The organism is Trichocoleus sp. DQ-A1 (assembly GCF_039961955.1).
Taxonomy (GTDB): domain Bacteria; phylum Cyanobacteriota; class Cyanobacteriia; order Cyanobacteriales; family FACHB-T130; genus FACHB-T130.
This window is the reverse complement of the sequence record NZ_JAMPKE010000045.1, coordinates 1-17108: the sequence shown is the minus strand read 5'-3', so window position 1 is coordinate 17108 and position 17108 is coordinate 1. Positions and strand designations below refer to the sequence as shown.

13 protein-coding genes are annotated in these 17108 nt (G+C 48.2%); 7 read left to right on the top strand and 6 right to left on the bottom strand.

Features of this window, described 5'->3' with window-relative positions; translation table 11 throughout:
* The first annotated feature begins 7 nt into the window (after positions 1-7).
* Complete coding sequence (locus NDI33_RS25190; RefSeq protein WP_190678748.1) at positions 8-2200, top strand: recombinase family protein; 2193 nt, start codon at positions 8-10, stop codon at positions 2198-2200.
* Between the two features lie 22 nt (positions 2201-2222).
* On the opposite strand, the gene NDI33_RS25185 is transcribed toward NDI33_RS25190, so the two are convergent.
* From NDI33_RS25185 to NDI33_RS25175, 3 genes are all read right to left on the bottom strand, one after another.
* Positions 2223-3410, bottom strand: coding sequence for a serine/threonine-protein kinase (locus NDI33_RS25185; protein WP_190526335.1), 1188 nt, complete (start codon positions 3408-3410; stop codon positions 2223-2225).
* A 106-nt stretch (positions 3411-3516) separates the two neighbouring features.
* Positions 3517-4884, bottom strand: coding sequence for a type IV pilin-like G/H family protein (locus NDI33_RS25180; RefSeq protein WP_190678746.1), 1368 nt, complete (start codon positions 4882-4884; stop codon positions 3517-3519).
* Between the two features lie 83 nt (positions 4885-4967).
* Positions 4968-6386: a serine/threonine-protein kinase gene (locus NDI33_RS25175; protein ID WP_190678744.1), complete on the bottom strand. Its 1419-nt coding sequence runs from the start codon at positions 6384-6386 to the stop codon at positions 4968-4970.
* A gap of 25 nt (positions 6387-6411) precedes the next feature.
* On the opposite strand from NDI33_RS25175, the gene NDI33_RS25170 reads away from it, so the two are divergent.
* Positions 6412-6642 carry a hypothetical protein gene (locus tag NDI33_RS25170; protein ID WP_190678743.1) on the top strand — a complete coding sequence of 77 codons (231 nt, stop codon included), beginning with the start codon at positions 6412-6414 and terminating at the stop codon, positions 6640-6642.
* On the opposite strand, the gene NDI33_RS25165 is transcribed toward NDI33_RS25170, so the two are convergent.
* The gene (locus NDI33_RS25165; RefSeq protein ID WP_190427814.1) at positions 6639-7838 is read right to left on the bottom strand and encodes a phosphoglycerate kinase; all 1200 of its coding nucleotides are present in this window, start codon (positions 7836-7838) and stop codon (positions 6639-6641) included. The two genes, NDI33_RS25170 and NDI33_RS25165, sit on opposite strands and share 4 nt — an antisense overlap.
* A gap of 177 nt (positions 7839-8015) precedes the next feature.
* Here NDI33_RS25165 and NDI33_RS25160 point away from each other — a divergent pair, with 177 nt between their 5' ends.
* Complete coding sequence (locus NDI33_RS25160; RefSeq protein WP_190433305.1) at positions 8016-8438, top strand: universal stress protein; 423 nt, start codon at positions 8016-8018, stop codon at positions 8436-8438.
* 77 nt (positions 8439-8515) lie between these two features.
* Complete coding sequence (gene ylqF, locus NDI33_RS25155; protein WP_190678741.1) at positions 8516-9379, top strand: ribosome biogenesis GTPase YlqF; 864 nt, start codon at positions 8516-8518, stop codon at positions 9377-9379.
* A 47-nt stretch (positions 9380-9426) separates the two neighbouring features.
* Here the strand turns inward: ylqF and NDI33_RS25150 are convergent, their stop codons facing one another.
* Positions 9427-10950: a protein kinase gene (locus tag NDI33_RS25150; protein ID WP_190678766.1), complete on the bottom strand. Its 1524-nt coding sequence runs from the start codon at positions 10948-10950 to the stop codon at positions 9427-9429.
* A gap of 529 nt (positions 10951-11479) precedes the next feature.
* On the opposite strand from NDI33_RS25150, the gene NDI33_RS25145 reads away from it, so the two are divergent.
* Positions 11480-13090, top strand: coding sequence for an adenylate/guanylate cyclase domain-containing protein (locus NDI33_RS25145; protein WP_190433309.1), 1611 nt, complete (start codon positions 11480-11482; stop codon positions 13088-13090).
* Positions 13091-13493: 403 nt separating this feature from the next.
* A complete protein-coding gene (locus NDI33_RS25140) occupies positions 13494-15146 on the top strand; it encodes an adenylate/guanylate cyclase domain-containing protein (RefSeq protein WP_190414384.1) in 1653 nt (550 codons plus the stop codon).
* A gap of 8 nt (positions 15147-15154) precedes the next feature.
* On the opposite strand, the gene NDI33_RS25135 is transcribed toward NDI33_RS25140, so the two are convergent.
* Entirely contained in the window at positions 15155-16327 is a 1173-nt protein-coding gene (locus NDI33_RS25135; RefSeq protein WP_190414480.1) for a glycosyltransferase, read from the bottom strand.
* A 270-nt stretch (positions 16328-16597) separates the two neighbouring features.
* Between NDI33_RS25135 and NDI33_RS25130 the strand changes: the two genes are divergently transcribed.
* Complete coding sequence (locus NDI33_RS25130; protein WP_190678739.1) at positions 16598-17014, top strand: VOC family protein; 417 nt, start codon at positions 16598-16600, stop codon at positions 17012-17014.
* Positions 17015-17108 lie beyond the last annotated feature (94 nt).

The following is a 17108-nucleotide window of genomic DNA, read 5'->3' as shown; positions in this document are numbered from 1 at the left end:
TTTAGCAATGTTAACGCAATCGCAGACCATCTGGATCGTCGGGCCGACTCGCAGTGGAAAGACAACTCGCCTTGTAAACCTGTTTTGCCAGTGGGTTGAACGGGGATCTCAACCGCGAGGTTGGCGTCGGAAGGCGGGAAGGCGGGAGCAGGCACCGACAATTTTAGTCTTTGCGGCTAATGATGATAATCGGAGCGAATTAGCTGACCGCTTGGCTACAGCAACACAGGGGCGGTATCCGATTCAATCTAAAACGCCTTTGGGTTTCTTTCAGGACGAGGCGATCTTATTTTGGCCTTTATTGATTCAGCGGTTGAATCTTAGGGCACAATTTCCAGTTAGACTGCGCCCAGAAACTGAGCAGGAGTTAGCCACCCGGTTGTGGCGTCCGGAGTTGGATAATGGTAGCCTTCAGTTTTTGGGGGTGAGCGAGTCTCGTTCGGTGCGTCGCGTTCTGGACTTGTTGCAGCTGTGCGCGATCGCAGGACGACCTATTGAGGAAATTCCCAGTCTTCTCGAACAAGGTTTCGCAGATCAACAAGGGTTTGCCAGGGACGACAATCCGGTGGTGGAGCGCCCGGACTGGGAGAAAATCGGAAAATTGCTGATTGATTGGCGGCAATGGTGTTTAGACCGGGGATTGCTGACCTATGGGATTATTTGCGAACTTTATTGGCGTTATCTACTGCCAGACGAAGCTTATCAGCAGCACTTGATTCGCCGGTATCAGGGAGTACTGGCGGATAATGTGGATGATTATCCAGCGATCGCCTGCGATCTATTCAACTTCCTTTTAGATAAAGGAGCAGCCGGAGCCTTTACCTATAATCCGGATGGGGCAGTGCGACTCGGTTTGAACGCCGATCCAAATTATCTAGCCAGTCTGGAGTGGCGCTGTCAGGTAGAAACTTTGAGCCAGGAACCGAGCAGTGTGGCGGCACTTTACGGAAAGCCGGTGGTGGAAGCGGTGAGCGACCCCATGTTTCTGTTGACCTTACCAGATTCGGTACAGTTGATTCAAACCACATCCCGCGCTCAGTTGTTGCGAGAAACCGCTTTGGCGATCGCAACGGCGATACACAACGGACAGGTGCAGCCTCAGGAAGTGGCAGTGATTGCCCCTGGTTTGGATGCGATCGCTCGCTATACCTTAATCGAAATCCTCAGCAGCCAGGATATCCCCGTCCAAACTTTGAGCGAACAGCGTCCCCTGAATGCTTCCCCGACGATCCGGGCGCTGCTGACGCTGCTGGCGCTCGTTTATCCAGGCTTGGGGCGGCTGGTAGACCGGGATGCCGTGGCGGAAATGCTGGTGGTACTGAGTCAGGAGTCCGGATTCAGGAGTCCGGAGTCAGGAGGTAGCACCCATTCATCCCCGATCGTTCATCCTTCATCCTTCAAGATTGACCCAGTCAGGGCGGGTTTGTTAGCCGATTACTGCTATTCCCCCGATCCAGAGCAACCCCGGTTGCTGCCGGTGACGTATTTCCCCCGCTGGGATCGGCTAGGACACTCAGCCTGTGCTGCTTATGAAGAGATTTTGCAGTGGCTAGAAGTGCAACGAGGTCAACTGGAACAGCGTCTCATTCCCAACTGCGTCGCCTTGCTTGACCGGGCAATTCAGCAGTTTTTGTGGAAAGGCAGCAATCTCCCCTACGACCAGCTAGCCGCCTTACGCGAACTGATGGAAACCGCCCAACACTACTGGGAAGTTGATGGACGGTTGCGGCAGAGCGATCGCATTGAAACCCCAGATCACACCACGATCGATCGGTTTATCTGCTTGTTGCGGCGCGGTACTGTCACCGCGAACCCTTATCCCGTGCGCCCCCTCGGTCTTGACCGTCACGCCGTGACTTTGGCAACCATCTTCCAATATCGGGCGGCTCGTCGGTTCCACCGATGGCAATTTTGGCTGGATGCCGGTTCGCACCTCTGGTCAAAAGGCGGTGCTGCCACTCTCTACGGTGCCCCTTTGTTTCTCAAGGATTGGTCGGGAGAGGCGCTAACCGAAGAAGATACCCAAGAAGCAGATGAGCAAAGACTGCGGCGGATTTTGCTGGATTTACTGGGGCGAGTGGGGGAGCGAATTTATCTGTGCCATAGCGATTTGGCGACCAATGGACAGGAGCAAACTGGCCCGTTATTGTCCTTAGTCAATGCTTCAATTCCTTTGAACCCTGATTATGCACTCAGCTAACCACGCGATCTTGGCGAGGTTTTTAGAGGGCATGGAGAAAAAGGGTGAGTATCCAGATATATGCCCAAGCCATCGGTATCCCGATAAATAATCCCGCGATCGCCCAGCCTCTTTGATGGGCTTTGAATTGTTCAATACTCCGCCATTTTTTACTTTTCCAAGCCCATTCATTGCCCTTAGAACCGAGGGCGAACCCCATCAACCAACCGATACTCGGTATCCAGGCTAAAAGTCCAATCCAAACATGATTGCTCAAAGGCCATAGATAAGGCATCAGAAATGCGCCCCAATTCCAACCTTTGATTTCATCAGGTACTGGTACTGTCTCATCCAATAAACCGCCTTGCCCAGAATTATTGACCAGGGTTGGTTGCTTTGAAGGTTGGATACCCGTTGAAGTTTTAATCCTTGTTCCTTCTTTAAGCGCTTTCAGGGCAGATTTTGCACTCGCGAACCGTTCCTCTGGAGCTGGTTCTGTTAACTTTTGAATCCAGCTAATGAATGGGGGACTGATGCTCACCTGTTCAGAAAATTGAATCCGCAAGTTCCGAGAAGGCAAATCTGCCGGTGCCGTACCTGTCAACAAATGAATTAAAGTGGCTCCCAGGGAATACAAGTCTGAAGCTGGAACAGACCTTCCGCCAAATTGTTCCATCGGCGCATAGCCGTAAGTTCCGACGACAGTAAAGGTAGCTCCCTCTTTCGCGGCTTTATCTTGCACCGCTCCAAAATCAACCAAATATACCTTGTCGTCATCACCCCAAATTAAATTGCTCGGTTTGATGTCTCGGTGTAGGACTGGGGGACTCAGCTCGTGTAGATAAATCAGAATATTCAGAATTTCCGAGGCAATCTTACGGACTTCCTTTTCAGTGAACTTTTTCCCTTGTAAGAGTAATTCCTTCAGAGAGGTACCGGGGATGTGTTCTTGGACTAACCCGAACCAGAGCGATCGCTCATCGATACAAAAATCATCCCCATATTTAGGAATTCGGGGATGATTCAACTGCTTAAGGATTTGTGCTTCTCGCTCAAACAGTTTGAGATCGTCCCACTGTACCTCGCCGCCAAATGCGAGGAGTTTGACAACGACTAAATTTTTTTCTTCAGTTTCAATATCCGTCGCTAACCAAGTTTGTCGTCCCGCATTTTGTCCCAATCTTTGTTTGAGTTGATAACGCCCCTGTAATATCTGTTCGGCTTGCAGCATTATTCGTTATTTTCCGTAGAAAGCTGAGATGAGGGATTTAGAAACTTAGTATTTGCCTTCACGTATACTGATAATTCGGTTTTTCATCTTGTCACAGCGCCCTTATCTACCTTCCTATCTGCTCTTTTGGTATCTCTAGTGTGCCCGCAGGACAGGCTGGTTTGCCATTGTTATAAATTGGCTCTGGTAGTTTGGTAGCACCAACAGCATTAGATTCACACAAAATTGCTATTGTTTTCATCTTGCCCTTAACAGCATCTGAGGATTTTGCAGGTACTATAAACACACCTCCAACATAGCTTTTGTTATTACGATGGGGTATTGCGTAGTTAAATGCAGCTTTACTCGCCAGCACACGAGTTGCATATTCGTAGTTTCCTTTCTGAGTTTTCATGCCAATTCCTAGTTTTTCAACCGAATTAGAAAATTCATTGTTTTCTATGAAATAAGCTTTCTGACCACGATTCATCGCCCCAACAGATTGTCTTGCTTCGGATTTTTCAATGATTGCCCGTTTGGTAAAAAAACTTGGCAGAGCAATAGCCGCGATGAGAGCCATAAAAGTAAATAATGGCAGCGCAGTTGAAAGTGCTAAACGACCATAACGAACCGAATTGCCATTTGCCTGAGCCTCTGTTTCGCTATCGGAGCTTTTAAAACTTTCCACTTGTTGCAAAGCTTCAAGTGCCTCGCGTGCCGTGCTGAATCGTTTTTCTGGAGCTGGCTCTATAAGCTTCTCAATCCAACTGCTGAAATTGGGATTGAGGCTGACTTTATCGCTAAATTGAATCCGCATCTGATGCTGCGGTAACTCAGAAGGCGGCGTTCCAGTTAACAAGTGAATTAGGGTGGCTCCTAGCGCATAAAGGTCTGATGCTGGAACTGCACGTCCCCACAACTGTTCTGGCGGCGCATAGCCACTGGTTCCTACCACAGTAAAGGTAACACCCTCTGCCTTAGCGCGGTCTTGAACCGCACCAAAATCAACTAAATAAAACTGCCGATCTTCCCCCAAAATTATGTTGCTAGGTTTAATGTCTCGATGTAATACAGGCGGACTTAATTCGTGCAGATAAATTAGAATTTCTAGGATGTCCGTGGCAACATAGCGTACCTGCTCTGGTGTAAATTTTTTGCCTTTATCTAATAGCTGACGCAGGGAACTGCCGGGAATGTAATCCTGCACTAATCCAAACCAAGGTAAGCCGCCACCCGCCTGTTCGTCGAGAGAAAAATAATCTCGATAGGTTGGAATTCTGGGATGGTTTAAGTTTTTCAAAACTTGAGCTTCCCGTTCAAAAAGCTTGAGTTCCTCCCACTGCATTTGAGGACTGAAAGCTAGCAATTTAACAATTACCGATTCGCTGGGTTCGGCTTCTAAATCTTCTGCCAGCCAGGTTTTACGCCCTGCATTTTGTCCCAGTTGTTGTGTGAGGTGATAATGCCCCTGTAATATCTTTTCTGCTTGCAGCATGATGATTTTACTTAATTAGTTGCTAATTGAAGGATTGAAGGATTACGAATAGCTAGTTTGGGATGGCTCTTGGTCATTCGCTCCTATCTCAGCCAGTCTTGGATCTGTCGAGCTATCCAGTTACGTTCAGGTTCAGTCAGGTTCTGAGCGAAACAGTATTTCAGCAAGCCAGTTTCGAGAGTGACTCCTTCTAAAGGAATTGCTTCAACATTTTTGATGCTAGAAACTTTCCCCCGATGGCTAAGATATTTCAACCCAAACAATTCCCTTTTAATTACAAAGTTATCTTGATAGAATTCGATGCAATAATCTCCCCAATAGTTGAGTATGGGCCATTTCAAATCGGCGGGAATTTTCCACAATTCATTATGTAGGCTCATCCATAGCCGACCCAAAATAAGTGTTAATAGAATGGAGAAAATGAACAAAAACATCGTAGGAAGCGATGACAACAGGGAGAGGAGCATATAAAATATTGAGAAAGCCAGCGATAACAGCACCAAACCCAGCAAAAATAGAGAGATGACAGAGGTCGCTACTAGCATCAATTTCCCTGTAAAGGTGAGAATGTCTGTAAGTAGCAATATTCCCCGCCCAGGAATTTTGATTTTTAACTGGGTAGAAGACTTCCAAAGCTGAACGCGACTGCCAACAGGCTGACGGATTTGTTGCAGGAGAGCGTTGAGAGAACGATTGGCTTTAAGGTCTTCCAGTGCTTGACGGGCAGTGCGATATCGTTGCTCTAAATCGGGTTCTGCGATCGCTTCAATCCACCGTACAAAATTGGAGTTAAGGCTAACCTTGTCGCTAAAGTGAATCCGTAGATTCTTTTGAGGCAAATCTGCCGGGGCGATGCCGGTTAACAAATGGATCAAAGTTGCCCCCAGCGCATACAAGTCGGATGCCGGAACTGCCTTTCCCCAAAATTGCTCTAGCGGCGCATAGCCAGTCGTTCCCACCACAGTGAAGGTGACTCCCTCCGCCACGGCTGAATCTTGAACTGCGCCGAAATCCACCAGATAAATTTGTTCATCTTCTCCCCAAATCAAGTTGCTAGGCTTGATGTCGCGGTGCAGCAACGGCGGGCTTAACTCGTGCAGATAGATAAGAATATTCAGCACCTCGGTGGCAATCTGCCGCACCTGGGCTTCGGTAAAGCGTTTGCCCTGTTTCAATAATTCTTGCAGGGAGGCACCGGGAATGTATTCTTGCACCAATCCAAACCAGCACAAACCAGCGCCAATCTGCTTATCGAGAGAAAAATAATCTCGATATTGGGGAATTTTGGGGTAATCGAGATTTTTCAGAACTTGCGCTTCGCGCTCAAATAGCTTGAATTCGTCCCACTGCATCTGGGGACTGAAGGCTAGCAGTTTGACGATGACTTGTTGTGGCGGTGATGCCTCAATGTCAGTTGCTAGCCAGGTTTGACGCCCAGCATTTTGTCCTAATTTCGCTTGAAGTTGATAACGCCCTTGCAATACCTGCTGTGCTTGCAGCATCTCGCCCTTGGTTCCTTAGCGCCGTATGTACTCCAATTTAGCTAGCGATCGCTCTAAGCGCTACCGTTTCGCTACCACCCCGTCAGGTGTCCACTCTATTTCACTTAATACTGAATACAAGCGATCGCGCTCTCTTTCCCAACAAACGCGATCGCTCTCTTTGAGAAGGACAGCGAAGCAATATACCCCAAAAAGCGTAGAGACGCGATTAATCGCGTCTCTACAAGAATTTTATTTGTTTACTCTTAGAACTTAGGCATCATTCAACGCCGCAATACCAGGAAGTTCCTTCCCTTCCAGCAACTCCAGACTAGCGCCACCGCCAGTCGAGATGTGGCTCATTTGTTCGCCCAAGTTCAACTGTTCCACGGCTGCCACCGAGTCGCCACCGCCGATAATGGTAGTCGTCCCGCTCTTAGTGAGATCGGCAAGAGTCCGCGCGATCGCTTCCGTTCCCTTGGCAAATTGCGGAAACTCGAATACTCCCATCGGACCATTCCAGATTACCGTCTTGCAATCAGCAAGCGATTCCTGGAAGAATTTCACCGAGTCAGGACCAATATCCAAACCCATCCAACCATCGGGAATGGCGTCAATGCTAACCGTTTGAGCATTGGCATCAGCAGCAAAATTATCTGCAAGGATGACATCTGTCGGCAATAGCAGTTGAACACCACGCTCTTTCGCCTTCGCTTCCAAAGACTTCGCCAGTTCTAACTTATCTTCTTCCACCAGCGACTTCCCGACACTTAGCCCACGAGCCTTGTAGAAGGTAAAAATCATGCCGCCGCCCAGGATCAGCTTATCGCACTTATCCAGCAGCGTTTCGATGACGCCAATCTTGCTAGAAACCTTGGAACCCCCGATAATTGCTGCCAAAGGACGCTGAGGACTTTCAATCGCGCTTTGCAGATACTGGAGTTCCTTTTCAATCAAGTACCCCGCCACCGATGGGCTGAGATACTTGGTTACACCTTCTGTAGAAGCATGAGCGCGGTGAGCTGTTCCAAACGCATCATTCACATATAAATCGGCAACTGAAGCCAGTTTTTTAGCGAATTCTGGGTCATTCTTCTCTTCTTCCGGGTAGAAGCGGACATTTTCCAGCAGCAGCACGTCGCCATCTTGCATCGCCCCCACCTTGGCAGCGACATCATCACCGATACAGTCGTCAGTCTTGACAACTTCTTTACCCAGCAATTCAGACAGGCGCTTTGCCACCGGCGTCAGGCGGTATTTATCATCGACACCTTTGGGACGCCCAAAGTGACTAGACAGAATTACCTTAGCGCCTTTGGAAGTTAAATCCTGAATTGTCGGCAGAGCTGCCCGAATGCGAGTATCGTCAGTAATGTTGCCATTGTCCAGCGGTACATTAAAATCCGCCCGTACCAGTACCCTTTTGCCGGATAAATCGGATGCCGATAAATTTGCTACAGTTTTCTTGGACACAGCGTAAACCTCCTAATTGCGTCTTTTTATACTCTTCACTAGCAACCGCGTGTCACTGGTCGTTTGCCCTTTTCCCTCAAAAGCTAGATAGACCAAACCAAATGCAGGGGTAAGGTTATTTCTAGCTCTCTAGCCGTCCACATTTTACAAGAGTTGGGGTTTCTACAGGAGCGTGCCATGTTCAAGACTGTTCTGTTTCCTGTCGATCAAAGTCGAGAAGCGCGCGAAGCGGCTGATGTCGTTGTGAATGTTGTGCAAAAGTATGGTAGTAAATTAATTTTGCTTTCGGTGGTAGAAGAACCCAGCCAAGAGCCAGAGGTGTCGCCGCTCAATTCAGATGCTGCAATGACATCGCCAGAAGCAGTCGCCGAACTGCTCAAAACAGCTCAAAATCTATTTGCCGATCAAGGCATCCAGTCTCAAACGATTGAGCGTCAAGGCAAACCAGCTTTTACCATCTGCGATGTTGCTGACGAAATTGACGCCGATTTAATTGTGATGGGCTGTCGAGGGCTGGGTTTGACTGAAGAAGGCATGACTGACAGCGTCACGAACCGGGTAATTAATTTATCTCCTTGTCCGGTATTGATTGTTCCTTAGTCAAAGTTTAGATTTTGGATTTTAGATTTTAGATTGAATCTAAAATCTAAAATCTAAAATCTAAAATCTAAAATCTTATGACGACTCCTTCAATTCAGTGGTATCCCGGACACATTGCCAAGGCTGAGAAAGCGCTTAAAGAACAGCTCAAGCGTGTGGATGTGGTGTTAGAAGTGCGAGACGCCCGAATTCCCATCTCTACGCACCATCCCCGCGTGCCAGAGTGGATAGGCGGCAAGGCAAAGGTATTGGTACTTAACCGCACGGATATGATTTCTCCCGCAGTCCGGCAACTGTGGACTGAGTGGTTTAAAGAGCGGGGGGAAACGCCATACTTCACAGATGCCCAGCATGGGAAGGGTGTGGCAGCAGTGGCACAGGCGGCGCAGGCAGCGGGTGTAGAGATGAATCAACGAAGAAGCGATCGCGGGATGCTTCCTCGTCCAGTCCGTGCCGTTGCGATTGGGTTTCCTAATGTGGGCAAATCGGCGCTAATTAATCGTTTATTAGGAAAGCGGGTGGTAGAAAGCGCCCGTCGTGCGGGTGTAACGCGCCAGCTGCGCTGGATACGCATTTCCGATGAGATTGAACTTTTAGATGCCCCTGGCGTTTTGCCTTCCAAATTAGAAAATCAGCCTGCTGCCTTCAAGTTGGCGATTTGTGATGATATTGGTGAGGCGTCTTACGACAATCAACGAGTGGCATCTGCGTTAGTCGATTTGCTCAAAACGCTCAACGCCCCCGATGCCGATTTATTTCTATTGAAGTCTTTACAGTCTCGCTACGGAGTAGATCCCACTTCGTTCGCAGGCGACGAATATCTACAAGCTGTGGCAGATGAACGTCATAAAGGCGATGTAGAGCGCACAGCACGACAGCTATTAAATGATTTTCGCACGGGTTTATTAGGTGCGATTCCCCTAGAATTGCCGCCAGTCTGAATAGCAAAAGCTCCGGACAATTAAATGTCTTGGAGTAAGAACTATTCCTATTTAGAAGGACAGGTATTTTTTGTCCGACCCTTCCAAATCCAACCGGAGACTGGAGAATTAATTTCTATCCAGCCACCTTCTTCTTTTCCAGTGACAGAGACTTCGGTTCCTGCTTTCACAACATCCCCTGTTTTCTTTCGTCCATCCACAGAGCGGACATTGGATGAACTAAGAACAACAACACAAGTGTTTTTTACTTCATCTTTAGCTGGCACAGTAATTTGATTTTTAACAGTTTCAGGCGAGGATGGTATTTGACGACTTGCAAAAATCACCCCGATTGCAATGACAAAGGTAGCCGTACCTGCCCCAATTAGCAGTGGCAAATTCTTGGGGGATTTAAATACAGAATTCAGGCTAGACGGCGAACTAATCGGCGCTTGGGCTGGATTTCCAGGCGCAATTGTCACCGTGTTCTGCGTGGGGGGAGCGGTTGGTGGCGTTGCTTCATCAACGGCGCTAGCCGGAGAATCCACCGGCTTTTCGGATGAATTGCCTGTAGCAATGGTTACGGTATTCTCTGTAGGCGGCGCGATCGCTGGGGTGGAAATAGGAGCAGGGGCGTTATTGGGCGAGACGTGGGGATTGGTGCGTTCTTGGAGCGAGCGCAGTGCCTTATTTGCCGACACAGAACCGTCTTTCCAGTAACCGCGCACCTTCTGTCCCAAGACGGCTGCGATCGCTGCCGGGGAATTTGGATTGGTGAGCGAGGCGAGCGATCGCAATGCCTCGGTTGCTGACTGATAGCGGAATTTGAAGTAGTGGCGTACCATTTGACTCAGGACAGCGGCTAACCCATCGCTAACTTGAGCCAAGTGCCGCCAGAGAATCTCCCCGCTGTCGGGATCTTCTGCTAATTGCCTGGGATTCAGCCCGGTCAAGGCTTGGATACCAATCATGCCCAGTGCGTAAAGATCGCTGCTAGGGCGGGGTCTGCCTTGTCCCTGTTCGCTAGGCATATAGCCTGGGGTACCAATCGCAACCGTCTCATTCATCCCTTCTTGAGCGATGACGGATTGCATCTGCACCTGTTTGACGGCACCAAAATCTACCAAAACTAACTTCTTATCGGAAGAACGGCGAATTAAATTATCCGGTTTGAGATCCCGATGAATCACCCCGTTCTCGTGTACAAATTCCAGAATAGATAATACTTCAGACAGCAGTTGAATCACCTGACTTTCGCTCCACTGCTGTCCTGGTGGCAGTTCTACACTTAGAGGCTGTCCGTCGATAAATTCCTGCACTAAGTAAAACTCTTCCTGCTCCTCAAAGTAAGCTAACAGCCGGGGAATTTGGTCGTGGTTCCCCAACTTTTCCAGAGTTTCGGCTTCGCTATTAAACAGGCGTCTCGCTGTTTGTAAAAATTCGGGATTGCTAGTCGCGGGTTTGAGGTGTTTAACAACGCAGGTAGGGTTCCCAGGTCGGCGAGTGTCTTGGGCAATGTAAGTATGACCAAATCCACCTTGGCCTAGCGCCTGGATCACCTGGTAGCGCTGGTCTAGTAATATGCCTATCATGGTGTCGCTGCCCTGAGCTGAGGTAAACCGTTTAACATAATTGAGTTTTTCCAAAAAGGAAGCAGTGTTTTCCGGATGTTTCATCAGATATGCACGGATTGCATATCTGATGAAAGAGCTACCCCCTTTCAGGGAATCGCTCTCTCCCGCCGCACTCTTGATTGACTGCGTATGAAAACCGCACTTTCGCGTCTTCTCTGGTGCCCAGTTGTCAAGGCTTCGACGGTCTCGCTAAAACCTCGACCTGACATCGGGAACCAGCGAATACTATGATACTGTTGTTCAAGGAATGAGGGGTATGACCCCCCATTTATATAAGGTAAGGCTGAAGGGCGCAGAGGCATTAACGCTAAAACTCAAACGATTTGCCGATTAAGCTGCCCTAAGCGTGTAGCTTGGGCAGGGTTGCATAAATGCCTTTGAGAATGCCATAACCTTGAGGGGAAGTGAGGGAAACCAATCAAAAGCCCCTTACTTTGCTGAGTTTTTGCACGCCTCGTTCGCTTCGCTTCAAAAAGGGATAGGAGTCATGGCTGAACTCAATCTGCGTCTACGAGAGGGAGATACAGAAAGAACGATTACGGTGAATCGGGATGAATTTACGATCGGTCGTTTGCCAGAATGCAACTTGCATTTGCCTTTCGAGGGAATTTCCCGGTGTCATGCCCGCTTTTTGAAAACGCCTTCTGGGGCGTGGACAATTGAGGATATGGGCAGCAAAAACGGAACGCGATTGAATGAACGCCCTGTCATCTCGCCTCAACAGGTAAATCACGGCGATATTCTTTGGCTGGGAGATATTAGCCTGAATATTCTTTTGAGCCATCCTGCTCAACCCCATCTAACACAGCTGGTGGAACCCGTGGCTCAAGGAACCACCATCTTTCGCAATGTTCAAGAGCTGCAACAGCAGTGGATACAAGCGGAAGGGACGCTAGACGTAGTTAGCAATAAGGAAAAAGCGATCGCTCGGCTCAAAGATTTAGTGAATATCGCCAAGAATTTGAGCGCAGCTGAATCGATCGAAGCAATTTTCTACCAGGTGCAGGAAGTCGTTTTCCGCGAACTTCAAAGCATTGAGCGCTTGGCATTGTTAATTGATGTAGAGGGTTCCGGCAAACTGGAATTGCTGAATGCCGCCGCTAGAGATATTTTGGAACAACAGAATCTAACGGCAAATGGCAGTTGGATTAGCCGCACCATTTGTCAAAAGGTATTTGCCGAGAAAGTCGCAATTCAAACCGCTGATGCCCAGATGGATAAAAGGTTTGAGGGGCAACAGAGCATTTTAGTCAAAGGGATCAAGAGCGCGATCGCCGTCCCGCTTTGGGATGAAAATAAAGTAGTCGGTGTTCTTTATGCCGATGCTCATCTTTCCTCTAGCCATTGGACGAAAGGAGGCGAGGAAGACCTCAGCTTTTTTTCGGCTTTAGCAAATCTGGTCGCATCCGCAGTCCAACGTTGGCTGTTAACACGGAAACTGAGAAACGAAGAAACCATTCGGACTCGACTAGAGCGCTATCACTCCCCTGCCGTTGTACAGCACATTATGACCTTAGGGGCCTTAGACAACGGTCGTCTCACGCCTGCTGAGGTTGATATCAGCATTCTCTTTGCCGATATTGTTGGCTTCACCGCCCTTTCGGAACGGTTGAGTCCTACAGAAATTGCCCAATTACTCAATGATTTCTTCGAGGAAATGCTACAGGAGGTTTTTACTGCCGGAGGAACGTTAGACAAGTATATTGGAGACTGCATCATGGCATTTTTTGGCGCTCCTGAACCTCAACCGGATCATGCCGACCGAGCTTTCGTCGCCGCCAAAGGAATGCTGACTCGTCTAGAGAAATTAAATGCCGCTCGAGTCTGGCGCGAACCGCTGCAAATTCGAGTTGCCATCAACAGCGGTAGAGCCGTGATTGGAGATGTCGGTAGCTCTCAAAGAGTAGACTATACCGCTTTAGGAGCAACGATTAATCTAGCCTCCCGCATGGAAGGAATCTGCCCCCCTGGTGAATGTGTCGTCAGTGAAGCCACGTATTCATTGCTGAAGCGATCCCAAGACTTGCAGACGGTAGGAGAACACCATTTCAAAGGCATAGACCGACCTGTCAGAGTTTATCAAACCAAGCGGCATTAAAGTGCTGGCTCCCCTCTGAGTTTTAGTGGAGCGAAAGGGCGGATTTTGAGTTTTCGGCTAAGACCAAGCCAAACCCTTTCTCGACGACGAAATCGAGGAGTTTATCGCTTCTGCTCACCAGCCCAAAAAATTTATTCCTCACCTTCCCCGTATCGGGGTGGGTTAGCCAGAGGTGGCAAGAGGTTGAGCAGAAGGTTAACCGAAAAGGAGCTGGGTGCGATTTCCCGGTCGTTGCGACCTATGGCAACACAGCGTATCATCTGTCGAAGGATTTCGTCAGAGTTAAGATGGTGGCAGTAATTGCCGGGAAAACGCATATATTTGTGGGTGCTTTCTTTGACTATTGCTTTGTCCAGGAGTTTTAGCAAGCCTTGTTCGCCTTGGTTCAAGGAGGTTTAGAGTCATGGCTGAACTCAAGCTGCGCCTACAAGTTGAGGAAAATGCTGAAAGCACCGTCACGGTGGATAAAGAGGAATTTATTATTGGTCGTTTGCCAGAATGCGATCTGTACTTGCCTTATTTTGAAATTTCCCGCTGTCATGCCCGGTTGTTAAATACACCGGATGGCGTGTGGGTAGTCGAAGATATGCATAGCACAAACGGAACGCGGTTAAATGACCGTCTGCTAGCAGCGCCCCAAAGAGTGAATCATGGGGATGTTATTCAGATGGGTCATGTTTTCATCCACATTCTTTTAGCTAGTTCTCCTCAACAAAAAACTCAACTCAATCCCATCAATGCAGATCCGATCCCCGAAGAAGTGACGATTCTTCGCAATGCCAAAGAACTGCAACAGCAATGGATACAAGCGGATGATGAAGGGAGTAATATTGCGAATCCCCACAAAGCGATCGCTCGGCTGAAAGACTTGGTTGATATCGCTAGATGTCTGAATTCTGCCGAATCGATCGAAGCAATTTTCCAGCAGATACAAGAAATTGTTTTCCGCGATCTCATTAGTATCGATCGGTTGGCATTGTTGATTGATGTCGATTGTTCGGGGGAACTTGAATTACTTCAAGCAGCAGCGAGAGATATTTCTCAGCAGGAAAATCTCGCCGCAGATGGCAGTTGGATTAGCCGCACCATTTGTCAAAAAGTATTTACGGATAAAGTCGCCATTAAAACCGCTGATGCCCAAATGGATGAACGGTTTGAAGGCGAACATAGTATTTTAGCAAAAGGCATTCGTAGCGCTCTAGCGGTTCCTCTGTGGGATGAAAATCAGGTAGTCGGCGTTCTTTATGCCGATGCCCATCTTTCTTTTACCCATTGGAACAAAGGAGGAGATGAAGACCTCAGCTTTTTTTCAGCTTTAGCGAATTTGGTGGCGTCGGCGGTGCAACGTTGGCTGTTAGCAGAGAAACTCAGAAGCGAAGCCAACATTCGACACCGATTAGAACGCTATCACTCTCCTTCAGTTGTGCAGCATATTATGAATGTAGGAGGATTAGAAGGCGGTCGTCTTACCCCCACAGAAGGCGAAATCAGCATTCTTTTTGCCGATATTGTTGGCTTTACTGCGCTTTCGGAACGTTTAACTCCGACAGAAATTGCCGATTTGCTCAATAGTTTCTTTGAGGAGATGCTCAAAGAAGTTTTTGCCGCCAGAGGAACGCTAGATAAATTTATTGGAGATTGCATTATGGCATTTTTTGGCGCTCCAGAACCCCAGCCGGATCATGCCGACCGGGCTTTTGCCGCTGCTTGGGGAATGCTGGAACGTCTGGAGCGTCTGAATGCTCGTAAGTTCTTTCAACAACCGCTGCAATTGCGGATAGCGATTAACAGCGGTAAAGCGGTGGTTGGAGATGTGGGCAGCTCTCAGAGAGTAGACTATACCGTCTTAGGCGCTACGATTAATCTTGCCTCGCGGATGGAAGGAATTTGTCCCCCCGGTGAATGTGTCGTGAGTGAAGCCAGCTATTCTTTGCTCAGTCAACCGAAAGATTTGTTTCCGATGGGAGAGTACCGTTTTAAAGGTATTGACCGACCGATACGGGTTTATCAGACTAAGCGGCAGAGCGTTATCCACGATGGTATTCAGTCGGGTTAGAGATGAGATTAAACCTGGAACCCCATTTCTTGCAATCCTTGGCGGAGTCTAGCGGCTTCCTCTGGGTTGTGTTGCTCGTGAAGGGCGATCGCTTTCCCAAAGGCTTCTAAACTTTCGATTACGTTCCCCATTTTCAACAGGGCAACTCCCAGATTTTGATACGCCTCTGCATAGTCTGGGTTCAGTTGAATCGCTTGGCGGTAAGCAGCGATCGCATCTGGCAGACGCCCGATTGCCTTTAATGCCATGCCCAGATTGTACTTTCCGACCGCAAAACTAGGGTCAATCTGTAAGGTCGTTTCATAAGCTTTTTGGGCATTAGTAAAATCCCCAGATGCTATCAACAAGTTGCCTAAATTGTTATAAGCCCCTAGTTTAAGTTTGGGCAGAATTGGCTGTTGAATGGCGACTTGATAATGTGTCGTCGCTTGTGCAAGATCGTTCACACGAATATAGGCATTGCCCAGATGGTAGTGCAACTCGTATAAAACAGAAGCATCAGTCTCTGCTGATTTTAAGCCGCGCTTTAGGATTCCGATTCCCTTACTAATTTTCCCTGTTTCGACATAAAGCGCCCCCAATTTACAACAATCATAGGGATCGTTGGGATGGCTTGCCAGATAGCCTTCCATCGCCGCCTGCGCCCTATCGAATTTGTTTAAAGATGCGATCGCTCCCGGTTGATAGCCATAGTGCAAAATTGCGACATCCGACAGAGAAACGATCTGCCACTGGGGTTCTCTCTGCAACAATTCGGCAACGCTATCATCCACGAGCGAATGGTAAGGACGAGAAAAGCGCACGTCTGGGTGATTGCGAAATAGACGAGAAACTAGGGAATAGGGTGATTGAGAGGCTCCGACTTCTTGACGAATCAGGTTGACGACGAGATGGCGATCGCTTTCCATCGCTTGCTTCATCTGCGGCACAATTTCCGGTGTTAGCACTTCATCCGCATCCAGCACCAGCACCCAATCTCCCTGAACGTACTTCAACGACTCATTCCGCGCTGCTGAAAAGTCATTGCACCATTCAAAGTGATAAACCTTCGCCCCAAATTCTCTGGCAATTTCAACAGTTTTGTCAGTGGAGCCGGTATCCAGCACCACCATTTCATCTACCACATCTTTGACACTATTCAAGCATTGTGGTAAAGACGATTCTTCGTTTTTAACAATCATGCAGAAGCTTAGCTTCATTGGACACCATGAACTGGCTTAAGGGACTCGTGGTTATTTTAAATGCGATCGCATAAAGCTAATTAAACAGTAAAAAAAGAATTCTTTTTTTGCCTGCCCTTCGGTAGATAGGGATCAAAACTTATATATTTTTGATGTGTAACAGCATACAAAATATCGGCTCCTGGCTAAAAATTGGATTTCCTGCTCTGAACCAACTTGCAAAACGGGAGTTTATAATACATTTGTTCTTCCGAAACAGGGTAGATTTGTATGACCCTTGGTACCTTGAATCACCTAAGCTTGACGGTTAGCGATCGCTCGAAATCGGAACCGTTTTATAACGCAATTTTGGAATTCATGGGCTACCAGCAGGTGGAGAAAAATGATGAGTTTATTATGTGGTGGTCAAAGGATGTCGGGGCAATTTTGATTTATGCCGCGAATCCAGATTCCCCGAACAAACTACACGATCGATACTCGCCAGGACTACACCATCTTGCCTTTAACGCCGACAGCCGCGAACAGGTAGATAACTTATACAACCTGATTCTTGAACTAGGCGCTACAGTCCTCGATCCGCCAGCCGAATACAACCAGTATGCACCGGGCTACTACGCTGTCTTCTTTGCCGATCCCGATGGGATCAAACTGGAATTGGTTCATATGCCGGTAGTGCCAAAGATGTAATGATAGAGAAGTAGAGTTTCTCGCTGTCCTTCTTCCATGCCTGCCTGCCCAACTTGTGCATCTACCCACACGGTCAAGAATGGTCGTATTCACA

What these genes read in the sequence shown, in the direction of transcription:
- NDI33_RS25180 (WP_190678746.1), bottom strand. Translation starts at nt 4,884, where the DNA reads ATGCTGCAAGCAGAAAAGATATTACAGGGGCATTATCACCTCACACAA.
- NDI33_RS25135 (WP_190414480.1), bottom strand. Translation starts at nt 16,327, where the DNA reads ATGATTGTTAAAAACGAAGAATCGTCTTTACCACAATGCTTGAATAGT.
- NDI33_RS25190 (WP_190678748.1), top strand. Translation starts at nt 8, where the DNA reads ATGTTAACGCAATCGCAGACCATCTGGATCGTCGGGCCGACTCGCAGT.
- NDI33_RS25170 (WP_190678743.1), top strand. Translation starts at nt 6,412, where the DNA reads ATGTACTCCAATTTAGCTAGCGATCGCTCTAAGCGCTACCGTTTCGCT.
- NDI33_RS25160 (WP_190433305.1), top strand. Translation starts at nt 8,016, where the DNA reads ATGTTCAAGACTGTTCTGTTTCCTGTCGATCAAAGTCGAGAAGCGCGC.
- NDI33_RS25130 (WP_190678739.1), top strand. Translation starts at nt 16,598, where the DNA reads ATGACCCTTGGTACCTTGAATCACCTAAGCTTGACGGTTAGCGATCGC.
- NDI33_RS25185 (WP_190526335.1), bottom strand. Translation starts at nt 3,410, where the DNA reads ATGCTGCAAGCCGAACAGATATTACAGGGGCGTTATCAACTCAAACAA.
- NDI33_RS25145 (WP_190433309.1), top strand. Translation starts at nt 11,480, where the DNA reads ATGGCTGAACTCAATCTGCGTCTACGAGAGGGAGATACAGAAAGAACG.
- NDI33_RS25150 (WP_190678766.1), bottom strand. Translation starts at nt 10,950, where the DNA reads ATGATAGGCATATTACTAGACCAGCGCTACCAGGTGATCCAGGCGCTA.
- NDI33_RS25175 (WP_190678744.1), bottom strand. Translation starts at nt 6,386, where the DNA reads ATGCTGCAAGCACAGCAGGTATTGCAAGGGCGTTATCAACTTCAAGCG.
- NDI33_RS25140 (WP_190414384.1), top strand. Translation starts at nt 13,494, where the DNA reads ATGGCTGAACTCAAGCTGCGCCTACAAGTTGAGGAAAATGCTGAAAGC.
- ylqF (WP_190678741.1), top strand. Translation starts at nt 8,516, where the DNA reads ATGACGACTCCTTCAATTCAGTGGTATCCCGGACACATTGCCAAGGCT.